The organism is Streptomyces sp. NPDC018045, assembly GCF_044327445.1.
Classification (GTDB): Bacteria; Actinomycetota; Actinomycetes; order Streptomycetales; family Streptomycetaceae; genus Streptomyces.
In genome coordinates this window covers 523,187-537,484 of the sequence record NZ_JBIRFL010000003.1, presented here as the reverse complement: position 1 = coordinate 537,484, position 14,298 = coordinate 523,187, and the positions used below count along the sequence as shown (strand labels likewise).

The 14,298-nt window shown below is 72.1% G+C and carries 12 protein-coding genes and 1 pseudogene; 8 read left to right on the top strand and 5 right to left on the bottom strand.

The annotated features are described in order from the left end of the window. The first annotated feature begins 78 nt into the window (after positions 1-78). Positions 79-1,749, top strand: a complete 1,671-nt coding sequence (locus ACH4EB_RS10025) for an LCP family protein (protein WP_398346897.1) — start codon at positions 79-81, stop codon at positions 1,747-1,749. On the opposite strand, the gene ACH4EB_RS10020 is transcribed toward ACH4EB_RS10025, so the two are convergent. Together ACH4EB_RS10020 and ACH4EB_RS10015 are read right to left on the bottom strand one after the other, a co-directional pair. After that, entirely contained in the window at positions 1,740-5,051 is a 3,312-nt protein-coding gene (locus ACH4EB_RS10020; protein WP_398346896.1) for a cation-transporting P-type ATPase, read from the bottom strand. The genes ACH4EB_RS10025 and ACH4EB_RS10020 overlap by 10 nt on opposite strands. After that, positions 5,035-5,403, bottom strand: a complete 369-nt coding sequence (locus ACH4EB_RS10015) for an ArsR/SmtB family transcription factor (RefSeq protein ID WP_398346895.1) — start codon at positions 5,401-5,403, stop codon at positions 5,035-5,037. The genes ACH4EB_RS10020 and ACH4EB_RS10015 overlap by 17 nt, the downstream gene beginning before the upstream one ends. 828 nt (positions 5,404-6,231) lie before the next feature. Between ACH4EB_RS10015 and ACH4EB_RS10010 the strand changes: the two genes are divergently transcribed. The 5 genes from ACH4EB_RS10010 to ACH4EB_RS09990 all read left to right on the top strand — a co-directional run bounded on the left by ACH4EB_RS10010 (position 6,232) and on the right by ACH4EB_RS09990 (position 10,876). Further along, a complete protein-coding gene (locus ACH4EB_RS10010) occupies positions 6,232-6,396 on the top strand; it encodes a hypothetical protein (protein ID WP_365837015.1) in 165 nt (54 codons plus the stop codon). Positions 6,397-6,557: 161 nt separating this feature from the next. Next, positions 6,558-6,851, top strand: coding sequence for a Dabb family protein (locus tag ACH4EB_RS10005; protein WP_398346894.1), 294 nt, complete (start codon positions 6,558-6,560; stop codon positions 6,849-6,851). A 337-nt stretch (positions 6,852-7,188) separates the two neighbouring features. Continuing rightward, positions 7,189-7,998 carry an RNA polymerase sigma factor SigF gene (locus tag ACH4EB_RS10000; RefSeq protein ID WP_031012303.1) on the top strand — a complete coding sequence of 270 codons (810 nt, stop codon included), beginning with the start codon at positions 7,189-7,191 and terminating at the stop codon, positions 7,996-7,998. 191 nt (positions 7,999-8,189) lie between these two features. After that, entirely contained in the window at positions 8,190-9,026 is an 837-nt protein-coding gene (locus tag ACH4EB_RS09995) for an RNA polymerase sigma factor SigF (protein ID WP_398346893.1), read from the top strand. A gap of 1,418 nt (positions 9,027-10,444) precedes the next feature. Further along, complete coding sequence (locus tag ACH4EB_RS09990) at positions 10,445-10,876, top strand: ankyrin repeat domain-containing protein (RefSeq protein ID WP_398346892.1); 432 nt, start codon at positions 10,445-10,447, stop codon at positions 10,874-10,876. A gap of 10 nt (positions 10,877-10,886) precedes the next feature. Here the strand turns inward: ACH4EB_RS09990 and ACH4EB_RS09985 are convergent. Then, a pseudogene (locus tag ACH4EB_RS09985) lies at positions 10,887-11,553 on the bottom strand (CatB-related O-acetyltransferase). Between the two features lie 198 nt (positions 11,554-11,751). Here ACH4EB_RS09985 and ACH4EB_RS09980 point away from each other — a divergent pair. After that, positions 11,752-12,204 carry a MarR family winged helix-turn-helix transcriptional regulator gene (locus ACH4EB_RS09980; RefSeq protein ID WP_398346891.1) on the top strand — a complete coding sequence of 151 codons (453 nt, stop codon included), beginning with the start codon at positions 11,752-11,754 and terminating at the stop codon, positions 12,202-12,204. A 210-nt stretch (positions 12,205-12,414) separates the two neighbouring features. Here ACH4EB_RS09980 and ACH4EB_RS09975 read toward each other — a convergent pair whose 3' ends face one another. After that, positions 12,415-13,029 (bottom strand): TetR/AcrR family transcriptional regulator, encoded by a 615-nt coding sequence (locus ACH4EB_RS09975; protein WP_398346890.1) that lies wholly within the window; start codon positions 13,027-13,029, stop codon positions 12,415-12,417. A gap of 70 nt (positions 13,030-13,099) precedes the next feature. Here ACH4EB_RS09975 and ACH4EB_RS09970 point away from each other — a divergent pair, with 70 nt between their 5' ends. Beyond that, on the top strand, positions 13,100-14,008 hold the full coding sequence (locus ACH4EB_RS09970) for an NADP-dependent oxidoreductase (protein WP_398346889.1): 909 nt from the start codon (positions 13,100-13,102) through the stop codon (positions 14,006-14,008). A gap of 2 nt (positions 14,009-14,010) precedes the next feature. On the opposite strand, the gene ACH4EB_RS09965 is transcribed toward ACH4EB_RS09970, so the two are convergent. Then, the gene (locus ACH4EB_RS09965) at positions 14,011-14,211 is read right to left on the bottom strand and encodes a GntR family transcriptional regulator (RefSeq protein WP_398346888.1); all 201 of its coding nucleotides are present in this window, start codon (positions 14,209-14,211) and stop codon (positions 14,011-14,013) included. Positions 14,212-14,298 lie beyond the last annotated feature (87 nt).

Sequence of the window (14,298 nt, the reverse complement as noted above, 5' to 3'; positions counted from 1 at the left end):
TACATTGCGCAACTGTACAACCAACGGGCCGGATCGCCCGTCTTCCTCGGCACAGAGCCACGCGGGTGAGGTGCACACATGACAGCAAGCAGCCACAAGGTGGCGGCCGGGAGCGCCGGACGGACCGGGCGGGCCGGAAAGGGCGGGCAGGCCGACAAGGGCGGCAAGGGCGGCAAGGGCGGCAAGAACAGCCGGGGTGCGGCGGGCCGTGCGGAGGGCCGCGCCGTACGTGGCAGGCGGCGGCCCCTGCGTACGGTCGGCATCGTCGCCGTCTCGCTGCTCGTACTGATCACCGCGGGGGCCGGCTGGTTCTACTTCAAGCTCAACGGCAACATCACCACCTTCGGCGCGGAAGGTGTCAGCCCGGAGCGCCCCGCCGAGGGGGCGGGCGGCCAGAACGTCCTGGTCATCGGCTCCGACTCACGGTCCGGCGACAACAGCTCGCTCGGGGGCGGCGAGGGCGACGTGGGCCGCTCGGACACGGCCTTCCTGCTGCACATATACGGAGACAGCAAGCACGCGGTCGCGGTCTCCATCCCCCGGGACACCCTGGTGGAGATACCCCCGTGCCGGCTGCCGAACGGCAAGTGGACGGCACCGCGGCACCAGGCCATGTTCAACGCGGCGTTCTCGGTCGGCGAGAGCCCTCAGGGCAATCCGGCGTGCACCCAGAACACGGTCGAGAAGCTGGCCGGCGTACGCGTCGACCACACCGTCGTCGTCGACTTCGCGGGCTTCTCGGCGATGACCTCCGCGATCGGCGGCGTCCCGGTCTGCCTGCCCAAGGACATCTACGAGGGCGACCTGAACCCGAACCGCCACTCCCGCGGCAAGCAGATCTTCGCCAAGGGCAAGCAGACCGTTTCGGGGCAGCAGGCGCTCGACTACGTACGCATCCGGCACGGCATCGGCGACAACTCGGACATCGGACGCATCCAGCGGCAGCAAGCCTTCGTCGGCTCGCTCCTCAAGAAGGTCAAGGAGCAGGGGTTCAACCCCACCACCCTGCTGCCGCTGGCCAACGCCGCCACCCGGTCCATGACCGTCGACCCGGGCCTGGACTCCGCCGACAAGCTGCTCTCCTTCGCCATGTCCCTGAAGGACATCGACCTGCACAACACCAAATTCGTCACGCTGCCCTGGCGCTACCAGGGCGAACGGGTCGCGATCGAGCACCCGGCGGCGGACAGGCTGTGGGCGGACATCAAGGCGGACCGCACCCTGGACGGCAAGGACGCGGGAGGACCGGGCACCGCCAAGGGGCCGGCTTCCGCGGGGCCGTCGCCGTCCGCGTCATCGGGTTCATCGGGTGCGGGTTCCTCGGGCGCGGATTCATCGGGTGCGCATTCTTCGGGTACGGGTGCGGGCATCAGCGTCGCCGTTTACAACGGCACCACCGCGACCGGTCTCGCCGCCCGCGCCGCCGGTCAGCTCAAGTCCGCGGGCTTCACCGTCACCGGCACGGCGACGGCACGGGCCCAGGACCACGCGACCACCGTCGTCGAGTACGGCGCGGGCAAGGAAGCCGAGGCCAAGACGGTCGCCGCGCACTTCCGCGGTGCTCAGCTCGTGCCGACGGCAACACCGGGCGTCAAGGTCGTCCTGGGCGCCACGTACGCGGCCGCGCCGGCCTTGGAGACCTCGGCCGCGTCCGCTCCGGATCCGGTTCCTTCGTCCGGGTCATCGGCGATCGCCGGCAAGGCGCGCTCGGCCGACGACAGCATCTGCTCGGACCTGTCCTACGGATGAGGCGAGGGGCCGGGCGGGCCGGACGCGCCGGACGGGTCGTACGGGGTGGGTGAGCCGTACGGAGCGGATGCGGGGCCGGTGCCCGGGCCCAGGTCCGGGTCCTCCTCGGCCGCGTTCCGGTCGTACCGCTCCTTGGCCCACGCCAGCCCGGCCCCATACAGCACCAGCACCGCCGCCAGCAGCCCGTAATAGAGGGGAGGCAGGGCCGCCATCCCCAGCAGCGGGCCCAGCGGCGACGGCGGCAACAGCAACCCGATGACGGCGAGCGCGCACACCGCGATCCGGATCGGGCCGGGCGCCCGGCCTTCCGCCGAGCGGCGTCCCGTACGCAGCAGGTACATCACCAGTGCCTGGGTCAGCAGGTTCTCCGTGAACCACCCGGCGTGGAACGCGTCCTGGCCGCCCGGGTGGCCGGAACCGTGCACCGCGAGCACCAGCACACCGAACGTGGCCAGGTCGGCCGCCGCGTTGAGCAGGCCGAACCCGGTGATGTAGCGGAGCAGGTCGGCGGGGCGCAGGGCCGCGGGCCGGCGCAGCGCGGCGGGGCCCGGCCGGTCGAAGGCGAACGCGAGCTGGACCGCGTCGAAGCACAGGTTCTGCACCAGGACCTGCGCCGGGAGCATCGGCAGGAACGGCAACAGCAGGCCCGCGCCGAGCATGGCGATGACGTTGCCGAGGTTGGAGGAGAGGGTGATGCGCAGGTATGTGGCGATGTTGGCGCTACTGCTGCGGCCCGTGACGATCGCGCCGTCGATGGCGCTGAGGTCCTTCGAGGCGAGCACGACATCGGCCGCCTCGCGGGTCACGTCGACGGCGTCGCGCGGGGCGATGCCCACGTCGCAGGCGTGCAGTGCGGGGAGGTCGTTGACGCCGTCGCCGAGGAAGCCGACGGTGCGGGGAGTGATCGGTTCGCCGGGTGAGGCGTTCGTACCGTCCGAACGCTCCGTGCGCGCCCTGCCGGCGGACCCCGCGCCCGCCCGCAGCGCCTCCACTATGCGCGCCTTGTGTTCCGGGGTGCAGCGTGCGAATGCCGTCGTCCGGGCGGCGAGCCGGGCGAGTTCCGTGTCCGTGAGGCCGTCGATCCGGTCGGCGGTGATCACCGCGCCGGGGCCGGTGTCGAGACCGAGTTCGCGGCAGACGTGGGTGACGGTCCCCGGGTGGTCGCCGGTGAGGACCTTGACGGTGACGCCGCGCCGCGCGAGGCCCGCGCAGGCCTCGGCGGCGGTCGGAGCGAGCGCGTCGCGCAGGCCGACGAAGCCGACGAGGGTCAGGCCGCGCTCGTCCGCCGGCGTGTACGGGCGGCCGGACGGCCTGGCGGGCCGCTCGGCGACCGCGACGGCCAGCAGCCGCAGCCCGTCCGCCGTACGGTCCGCGACGAGCCGCGACAGGCGCGCGCGGACCGCGTCGTCCAGTTCGATGTCTTCGGGGCCGTTGGGGCGGTTGGGGCGGTTGGTGCCTCCGGGGCCATGAAGACCATGGGGGCCGTGGGAGCCGTAGACGTCGTGGCTCTCGTCGGTGCCTTCGGTGACCTGGCCGCCGGTACGGACGCGGGCGCACCGCTCCAGTACGGCCTCGGGCGCGCCCTTCACCACGAGCGTGTGCCTACCGAGCGCACCGACCGCACCAGCCGCACCAGCCGCACCGACGACACCGGGCCCGGGGCCGGAGAAACCTGACCAGCCCGCCACCGCCGCGTCCGTACGGACCACCGCGCACGACGTACGGCGTGCCGGGTCGAAGGGCAGCGCGGCGACGCCCTCGTAGGCGAGCAGTTCGTCGAAGTCGTCCTCGGCCGCCTCCAGGATCGCCTCGTCGAGGGCGTCCGGCGTGGGCAGCTCGGCGAGCTGGAGTGTCCACAGGCTGTTGACAGCCGCCCAGTGCAGCGGCTCGGGCGCCGGCCGGCCTTCGGGGTCGAGGGAGCAGTCCAGGACCGGCCGGTCCTGCGTGAGGGTGCCGGTCTTGTCCGTACACAGCACGTCGATCGCGCCGAGGTCGTGCAGCGCGGGCAGCCGTTTGACGATCACCTCGCCGCCGCGCGCGAGCAGCGCCGCACCCCGGGCGAGCGCGGTGGTGACGATCACCGGCAGCATCTCGGGCGTGAGCCCGACCGCCACCGCGACGGCGAACGGCAGCGTCTCCAGGCCACGGCCGCGCAGCGCGGCGTTGGCCATCAGCACCAGCGGCGGGGTGAGCAGCATGAAACGGATGAGGATCCAGGAGACGCCGTTCACGGAACGGTCGAAGGCGCTCTCCCGCGGCCGACGCGAAGGCCTGCGCCGCCTGCCGCGCCCCTCGGCCCCGGCTTCAGCCCCGGCTCCGGCTCCCGTGCCGGGGCTGGGCGACTGCCGGTACGTACCGGCGAAGACCGTGTCCGCACCGGTCGCCAGCACCACCGCGGTCGCGCTGCCGGACGCGACACTGCTGCCTTGGAAGCACAGCTCGGGGCGTTCGAAGAGGCCCGCGCCGGAGGCAGCCGTACGGCCCGCTCCGACCGCCGCACCCGCCCCTTCCGCCGCATGCGTCCCACCCGCTCGGCCCTCCGGCACCCCCGGCACCCCCGGCCCCTCCACCGGATACTTCGCCACCGGTGCCGACTCGCCCGTCAGCGGCGCCTGGCGCACCGTCAGCCCGCTCGCGCGCAGCAGGCGCAGGTCGGCGGGTACCAGGTCCCCCGGCCCGAGCCTGATCACATCGCCCGGCACAAGCTGATCGACCGGGATCTCGCGGGCGGCCACCCCCCTCGATGCCGCCCCGGCCGTCCCGCCCTTCGGAGCGCCCGAAGGCCTCCCCGCGCGGGCGGCCCGCGCGGCGGACCCGGCCGCCGCTCTCCGCTGCACCGTCGCCGTCGTGGCGATCAGTTCGCGCAGCGCCGCCGTGGACCGCTCGGCCCGGTACTCGCCGCTGGACCGCAGCACCGCGCTGACCACCACCAGTACGGCGATCACACACGCCGTCCCCCATGAGGCGACGGCGGCCGAGACCAGGGCCAGACACAGCAGTACGGTCGTGAACGGGTCGCGCAGGCTGCGGACGAAGCGCCACGGGCGGCCGGGCGGCCGCCGTTCGGGCGCCGTGTTGTCGCCGTACCGCAGCAGCCGTTCCTCGGCCTGCGCCTCGGTCAGGCCGCGCGGCCCGCTCTCCAGGAGCCGCAGGGTTTCCAGTGCCGTGAGTCCGGGGGTGTCGCGCAGGCCGGCACCGCTGTCCGCCCGTACGCCCGGTGGTGCGGCGTGCGGGCCCGGCGCTGCCTCCCCTTCCGTACGAGTGGCCGCGGAGCCCACGGCCCTCTCAGGCGCCCAGGCCACGGACGCGTCCCGGAACCGCCGGGCCGTCGGACCGGCTCGTCCGGTCGGTGAGCTGCCCCACCAGCCAGCGCACCATCGACACCACGTCGGGGTCGTCCACCAGATACACCACGCGGCGCCCCTCGCGCCGTGACCGCACCAGCCCCGCCAGCTTCAGCTTCGCCAGGTGCTGGCTCACAGCGGGCAGGGCTCCGCCCACCCGCTCCGCCAGCCCGCTGACGTCGCACTCGCCGCCCGCCAGCACCCAGACGATGTGCAGCCGCGCGGGCGACGCCAGCAGCCCGAACGTCGCCGCGGCTTCCGTCAGCACCTCGGCCGACGGATCCGCCACGTCCTCGACGCCACTCGTCACAGCCGCTCTCCATCCGCCCAGGGCCCCAGGTACGGGCCCGTGCCCCCGAAAGGTCCCAGTCTAGGTGCCGGGCACCGGGCCACCCCGTAGGAATATCGGGCCCCTCCGTACGGATACCGGGCCGTGGGAATACCGGGCAGTCCCGTAGGAAGACCGGGCAGCCTCGCACGGATACCGTCCGTACGGATACCGGGCCGCGGGGACACCGGGGCCTCCCGCCGGAAAGGCGTCACGCGGCACTGCCCTCCCGTACGGCAGCACTCGGCGAACGCCCGTACGGCAGAACCTCCGGCACCCCGTACGACAGAAGCCCCGACGCCGGGCGCGAGGCCCGGAGCCGGGGCTCCGTGGGTGCGGTCGGGGGAAACGGCATCGGGGGATGAGCCGTTTCCCCCGAAGGTGGACCGGGCCCCAAAGTCCGCGCCGCCGTCAGGGGGGAAGCTTGCGGCGTGGACCCCGCAGTGGGGCTCGGATCCCGTACCCGGCGCATTCCTGCCAGATCCGCCGGGCACACCACCATCCTGCTGCGCCCGTCCCGTTCGGGACGCAGGCAAAGGGCCTGCCTCCGGAGGCCTTTGGTCCCTAAAGTCACGGTGAGCCCGCGCGTCACGGAGCCGGCCGGCGCACCCGTCCCTCCGACACCACCACCAGCATCCCCACCATCACTCCCACCGGCGTCATCACCGGTGTCACCACCGGCATCCCCACCCGCACCGGCACCGGCTCCACCCCTGATACGGAAGTGGTTACACTCAGCCGGTCTGCACTCCGGTCTGGGCTGGGGAAAGGGCGGGCGGGAGCTGCCGTAGGGGAGACGGGGACAGTCAGATGGCGCAAGCGAAGAAGATCGCGCTGTACGTGGTCATCGTCTTCGTCCTGTACACGATCATCACATCCCCGGCGCGCGCCGCCGATCTCGTGCAGATAGGGTTCGAGGGCATCTCGTCGGCCGCCCACGGGGTCGGCGAGTTCATGACCCAGCTCATCTCGTAGGACGCCCCGGCAGTACGCAAGCGTACGAGCGCAAGCACGCACAGATCCATGCGGAGACGTGCGAACTCGTATGGGTACGTACGGACGCGCATGGACACGTACGAACCGGGACGTGCGGCGCGGAGCGGCCACGGGCCGACCGCACGACGGAGGACCGCCCAGTGATACGCCACCTGGTTCTTTTCAAGCTCAACGAGGGCGTCGAACGCGACGAGCCGCGGGTCGCGGCCGGCGTCAAGGCGTTCCAGGAGCTGGCCGACCAGATCCCCGAGCTGGAGTTCTGGGAGTGCGCCTGGAACATCACGGACCGGCCGATCGCGTACGACTTCGCCGTCAACTCCGCCGTGGCCGACACCGACGCCCTCAAGCGCTATATCGAACACCCGGCCCATCAGGCCGCCGCCGGGCAGTGGCGCGAGTTCGCCACCTGGGTGATCGCCGACTACGAGTTCTGAGCCTCGGCCCCGGCCGCGCGCACGCCCCTCGTCCCGCCTCGCGGGCGGGGGGCTTTGTCGTGCCACCCCGCCACCTGGCCCACCGCCCTGACCACCGTCCGGCCCATCGCCATCGCCGCGGCCACCACCACCGCCGTCCCCACCGCGCCCGCCGCCACCACCGCCACGCGTTCCGCCACGCGGGCCGGCGCGGGCGCCCGCGCGGCGGAACGCCCCGCGGGTCTCCCCGTCGATCAACTCAGCGATCAACACGGCGTTATGCGGTGCTTGCACACAGTGCACATGTCTTGTGATGCTATGACCGCTTTTGCCGGATGAATGGACTGAGAAGGGTGGCGTGACCGTGACGGCCCGAACTGCGCCCAAAGCGCCATCCCGCGAGAGCAGGAGCGCGGACACGCGGGCACTCACGCAGGTGCTGTTCGCCGAGCTCACGAGCCTGGAGCCGGGCACGCCCGAGCACGCCCGGGTCCGCGCCGCCCTGATCGAGGCCAACCTGCCCCTGGTGCGGTACGCGGCGGCACGTTTCCGCAGCCGTAACGAACCGATGGAGGACGTCGTCCAGGTCGGCACGATCGGGCTGATCAACGCCATCGATCGCTTCGACCCCGGCCGCGGCGTGCAGTTCCCCACCTTCGCGATGCCGACCGTGGTCGGCGAGATCAAGCGCTACTTCCGGGACAACGTGCGCACCGTCCACGTACCGCGCCGCCTCCACGAGCTGTGGGTGCAGGTCAACGGCGCCACGGAGGACCTGACCGTGCTGCACGGGCGGTCGCCGACGACCGCGGAGATCGCCGAGCGGCTCAAGATCGGCGAGGACGAGGTGCTGGCCTGCCTGGAGGCGGGCCGCTCGTACCACGCGACCTCCCTGGAGGCCGCGCAGGAGGGCGACGGCCTCCCGGGGCTGCTGGACCGGCTCGGGTACGAGGACCCGGAGCTGGCCGGGGTCGAGCACCGGGACCTCGTCCGGCATCTGCTCGTCCAGCTCCCCGAGCGCGAGCAGCGCATCCTGCTCCTCCGTTACTACAGCAACTTGACGCAATCGCAGATCAGTGCCGAGCTGGGGGTGTCGCAGATGCACGTGTCGCGGCTACTGTCGCGGAGCTTCGCACGACTGCGGTCCGCAAACAGGATCGAAGCCTAACCGGGACGGGCTACCCGTTCCTGCACAGATATGTCGACTTGGCGCTACAGCGCGTTGCCGACATGTGACATTCTGCAGGAACCGCGTTTGCCGTGGCGCCGCCTCCGGTATTCAGGTGGAGGCATAAGTTCTCGGTTCCGCCGCGGACCGAGGGCGCCGCAGCGACCCGACCGCGACCTCAAGGGGGTGGCATGTCCGTAGAACTGGGCAGCTCGAAGGTGCTTCCCGCGATTCCCGCGCCGGCACCACACGTGCACGATGACGACGCTCTCAACACCCGTACCCTCTCCCGCTCCCTCTTCCTGCGGCTGGCCACGCTCGACAAGGACAGCGCGGAGCGCACGTACGTACGCGACACCCTCATCGAACTGAACCTGCCGCTGGTGCGCTACGCGGCGGCACGTTTCCGCAGTCGCAACGAGCCGATGGAGGACATCGTCCAGGTCGGCACGATCGGTCTGATCAAGGCCATCGACCGTTTCGATTGCGAACGCGGCGTCGAATTCCCGACGTTCGCGATGCCGACGGTGGTCGGCGAGATCAAGCGTTTCTTCCGTGACACCTCGTGGTCGGTCCGCGTTCCGCGCCGCCTCCAGGAGCTGCGCCTGGCGCTCACCAAGGCCAGCGACGAACTCGCCCAGAAGCTCGACCGGTCCCCGACCGTGACCGAACTCGCCCAGTGCCTCGGCGTATCCGAGGAGGACGTCGTCGACGGACTGGCGGTGGGCAACGCCTACACCGCCTCCTCGCTCGACTCGCCCTCCCCCGAGGACGACGGCGGCGAGGGCTCCCTCGCGGACCGCCTCGGCTACGAGGACAGCGCGCTCGAAGGCGTCGAGTACCGCGAGTCCCTCAAGCCCCTGCTGGCCAAACTCCCGCCCCGGGAACGCCAGATCATCATGCTGCGCTTCTTCGCCAACATGACACAGTCCCAGATCGGCGAAGAGGTCGGCATCTCCCAGATGCACGTCTCCCGCCTGCTGACCCGCACCCTGGCCACGCTGCGCGATGGCCTGATCTCGGACTGAGCGCCAGGACGGACCTCCACCGCTCCAGCGGCTTCCCACCGACCGGCTACGGGCCGGTGTTGGTCCGGCGATGGGCCGGCGATGGGACGGCGATGGAGCCGGCAACGGGTTCGGCGACAGGGCCGGCACCAGCCGGGTCCCCAGGAGAGCCGGACCTCCCGTACAGGCCGCTGCCTGTTGTACCGGGCCTATGCAACTGACGTGCCGTCAGCAACACTGGCCCGATGCGACGGACCGCTTGCGCCCTACGTATCGCGCGTGCTCCCCGTACTCCCCGTGTCCCGCGCGACCCCTGCACCCCACGCACCCCACGCACCCCACGCACCCCACGCACCCTCCTGCCCGTCACCGCCCTGTGCCTGGCCACGCTGCTCTGTGCCTGCGGTGGCGACGGCGGCGGTGGCTACGCCGCGGTGGGCGCCGCCGGTCCGGCGGACGGCCGGGCCCCGACACGACCGGTACCCCCGCAGGACGGCGTCACTCTCACCCCCCTGGACGGCGCCGGCTCCCCCGCAACGGGCAACGGCTCAGCCGCCCGGCCGCCGACGGGCACCGGCACAGCCCACCCGCCCGGCTCCGGCTCCCCCGCCCCGGGTCAACGCGGCGCTCCCCCCGCCACCCCACTGGACCGCACCGCCGACACCGGCCCCGGCACTGACAGCGGCCCCGGCCCCGGCGGCGCCGGCACCGGCAACCCCACCGGTTCCCTTCCCGGCGCTCCGGCCGGTCGCCCCTCCGGGCATAGGCCCGAGGGCCCTCCCCAAGGCACTCGCGAACGACCACGGCCTCCCGCCCAGCCCCCTGAAGGCACTCCCAAGCCCACCCCCACGCCCGCCCCCGGGCCCAGCTCTCCGCCCCGCCTCACCACCGGCACCGTCAAACGCACCGCCACCGACGTCCGGTGGTGCGAAAAGGTTTCCCTCAGCCTGCACAACACCGGTGACCGGCCGGTCACTTCGGGCACCGCCACCTTCAGCACCCACATCATCGGCGCCCTGGGCATCGACTGGGCCACCAGAACGTCCACCCAGCCCCTCCCCACCCCCCTCGCCGGCGGCGCCCGCCGGACGGCCACATGGCGTGTCTGCGTGTCCGCGTGGCGCGTACCTCTGGGGATGCACATAGAGACTCAGGACGTACGCGTCGACTGGCACTGACCGTCGTGCGGCCACGAAGCCATGACGCCACGGCACCGCGAAGCCGTGACGCCACGGCACCGCGAGGCCGTGACGCCACACGCCGTACGGTCCGCCCCCGAGGCCGGCTCAGGGTCGTCACCCCGCGGGCTGACCGCTGACGCGACCACGGGCTGATGACTCCCGTCCCCCCGCGCACTACCTTCAACTCCTGTCACAGCGCGCGAAGAGCGGGCACAGTCGGGCAGAGGAGCGGGACGTGGCGCCTACGGAAGGCCGGGCATGAACCGGCGCAGGCGGAAGAAGCTGGCGCGGAAGCTCGTGACGGCCGCGCTGCTCGGCGACGCGCCCCAAGTCGCCGCGCTGCTGCTCGGCGGCGCGCAGCCGGACACCCCGAACGCCGAGGGCAGCACGCCCCTGTACGCCGCGTCCGTGCACGGCGACGCGGCCGTGGTCCGTCTGCTCCTGGCCGCCGGTGCGGTACCGGACGCGGAAAGCGGGCGCGGCACGGAGGGCACGCCACTGTGCGCGGCCGCGGCCTGGGGACACCTCGACGCCGTACGGGAACTCCTCGCGTACGGCGCCGACCCGAACCTCCGCGAGGACGGCGGAACCGGCTACGCCCCGCTCGACTGGGCCACGAAGGACGTCCAGCCCCACCCGGAGACGGCGGCCCTGCTCGTCGCGGCGGGCGCCCGGCCCCGGGGCGCGTGAGCCCGGCCCGTCACGGCTTCGCCTCCGGCGCCTGCGGTGCCACCGCCGCCAGTTCGTCCACCGTGCCGGACATGATCGTGCGTACGTGCTCGGTGAGGTGCTCGGCCGGCCAGTCCCACCAGGCCAGTTCGAGCAGCCGCGCGATGTCCGCCGCGTCGTGGCGGTGGCGGATCAGCTTGGCCGGGTTGCCGCCGACGATGCCGTAATCGGGTACGTCGTCCACGACGACGGCCCCGGAGGCGATGACCGCGCCGTGGCCGATCCGCCACCGCCACGACGCGGCGGACATCGCGCGGCTGCTCGAACCACACGTCGTTGCCGACCACCGTGTCACCCCGGCCCGGCAGCCCGCTGATCAGGTCGAAGTGGTCGGCCCACGACCCGCCCATGATCGGGAAGGGGAACGTCGAGGGGCCGTCCATCCGGTGGTTGGCACCGTTCATGATGAACCGCACGCCCTCGCCCAGCGCGCAGAACTTTCCGATGACCAGCTTCTCGGGGCCGTAGTGGTAGAGCACATTGCGCGTCTCGAAGGCGGTCGGGTCGTCCGGATCGTCGTAGTACGAGAACTCACCGATCTCGATCAACGGCGAGGTGACCAGAGGCTTCAGCAGCACCACCCGTGGCTGGCCGGGCATCGGATGCACGACGTTCGGATCGGCGGGGACAAGTGGCATCGCGCGGCGCCCTCTCGTACGGGGTGTGGGCAACGATCGCGGCTCGCGGGCCGCGGTCCTCAGCATGATCCCAATCAGCGCCGCCGAGGACGACCGATTAACCGATCGATCGCGCTGACGCGGGTGACCGGCGGCGGCCTGGGACACTGATGCCGGAAGGTCCAGTACGTGCGGGCACCGGTAGGGAGCGAGTCACAGGTGAGCAGCGAGGCGCCGGAGAGCGCACTGTCGTCCGTCATGCTGGTGATCGCCACCGGACGGCGGCTACAGGAGCGGCTGGAAGCGCGGCTCGCCGGCATCGGCCTGTCCATGCGGCTGTTCGGGGCGCTCGGTCACATCTCCCGCGACGCCGACCTGTCGTACAGCGACCTGGCCCGCCGCGCGGGCGTCACGAGCCAGAGCATGCGCGCCACCGTCCTCATGCTGGAGGAGACCGGGGCGGTGGAGCGCACCTTGCGGGGTCAGGGGCACCGCGCCCGGCTGGAACTGACCGACTCCGGCCGCGCGCTGCTCGCCAGGGCCCGGGCCATCGTCTCCGAACTGGACGCGGAATTCCTGGCGGACTCCGGAGAAGCCGGAAAAGAAGCACTCGACGAAGCCTGCCGCCGCGCGCTGAGGGGCTCGTTCCCGTTCCCGCCCCGGCCGGAGTGATCCCCACTCTCCGGAACCCGACGACTTGGGGTCCGACTCGTTGGAATCCGGCTCCTCGGTGCCCAACTCCCCGGGGACAGGCCGGTGGGCCGGCGGTCCGTTCCGAGCCCCACGACGGCATCGGCGACTTCAGGCCCTTCAGGGGCTACCGGGCCCTCAGGAACTACCGGGACTTCAGGGACTCCCGGGCCCTCAAGGAGTACCGGGCCTTCAAGGACGTCCGTTGCTCGCGTCTCCGCACGCACGAGGAGACGGACCGGTGACCTCCCAGGCCGCCTCGATCATGCCGAAGATCTCGTCCACCGCGGCCTCCGGATCGGCCGCCTCACGGGCCAGCGCGTAGGCGTCGACCACGAACCGCGCGACCGCCCGGCAGGCCGTGGTGGTCCGTGCCGGGCCGGGGGCGGCGGCGATGGCCGTTGCCAGCGACTCCGCATGGCGCAGTCTCATCGACTCGTCGTACTTCCGCAGCGCGGGGGACGATTCGATCATGTGCCAGATCGGGGCGGCGCCGTCCGCCGTGCAGTGCCGCACCAGGGCGTGGACCTCGCGGCGCAGCGCGGGGAGGAGCGGCTCGTGCGGCGCCCGGCCGGTGACCGCCCGCGTGAGGCGTTGCTCGAAGTCTTCGTCCTGTTCGAAGACCAGGGCCTCTTTCGAGGCGAAGTGGGAGAAGAGCGTGGTGACGGCCACGTCGGCCTCGGCGGCCACGTCACGGATGCCCACCGCGTCGTACCCGCGCTCCAGGAAGAGCCGCAGGGCGGTGTCAGCGATCTTCTGGCGGGTCGCGGCCTTCTTACGCTCCCGGCGTCCGGTCGGCACAGTCATGCCCCGACCCTAACAAGTGCGAAGCCGTAACCGCTGTTAAACGCTAACCGTTAGTGTTACGTTCGGCCGCATGAAGAGAGTGAGCTTCGCCGAGTTCGGCGGTCCGGATGTTCTGCACCTCACCGACGCCGAGGAGCCCCACCCGGGCCCCGGCCAGATACGTGTCGCCGTGCGGGCGGCGGGCGTGAATCCCGTCGACTGGCGCATCCGTTCAGGTCAGTTCCAGAAAGAGCGCCGTACGCCGCACCGGCCGATCACCTTGCCCGCCGGAGTCGGGCAGGACGCCTCCGGAGTGGTGGACGAGGTCGGCGAAGGCGTCGACGGGGTCGAGGCCGGCGACCACGTCTTCGGCAGAGGATCGGGCACCTACGCCGAGTTCGCCGTGCTGTCGGCCTGGGCCCGGATGCCCGGGGGCCTGACGTTCGAGGAGGCGGCCGGGTACCCCTCCGTCGTGGAGACCGCGCTCCGCGTCATCCGCGAGGTCGGCGTGCAGTCCGGACAGACGCTGCTGGTCAGCGGCGCGTCCGGGGGAGTCGGATCGGCGGTGCTACAGATCGCCCGCGACCGCGGCATCGCGGTGATCGGCACCGCCGGGGCCGCGAACCAGGACTATCTGCGGAGCCTGGGCGCCACCCCCACGACGTACGGCGAGGGCTGGGTCGAACGGGTCCGGCGGCTCGGCCCTGTCGACGCGGCACTCGACCTGGCCGGCTCGGGCGTGATCCGCGAACTCGTCGAGCTGACCGGGGACCCGCGAAAGGTGATCTCCATCGCCGACCTCGACGCGCCGGACCTCGGCGCCCGGTACTCCGGCGTGACCGGGAACGTACCGGAAGCCCTCACCGAGGCCGTCGGCCTCATCTCGCGGGGAAGGCTCCACATCCCCGTCGAGAAGACGTACGCACTCGCCGAGGCCGCGGCGGCACACGCCGACAGCCAGGCCGGCCACACGCGCGGACGCCGGGTCATCGTCGTCTGAGGTCACGCCTCGCCGGCGCCCTCCGGCAGATCCTTGGAGACGAAGGACCCCATGCCGGGCTGGGTGACGAGCAGCCCCTTCTCCCGGAGGGCGGCGGTGGCTTTCCGGACAGTCACACGCACCAGGCCGAACTCCTGCTCAAGCTTCACCTCGGAGGTCAGGTGACGTGGCGGGTAGGCGCCGCTGATGATGCGCGACCGCACCACAGAATGAAGCCCCGGCGAGTGCTGGCACCACTCCCGGGGCGCGGCCAACGCTGCCCAAGGAGCGCCGATGTGCGTCACCGTATC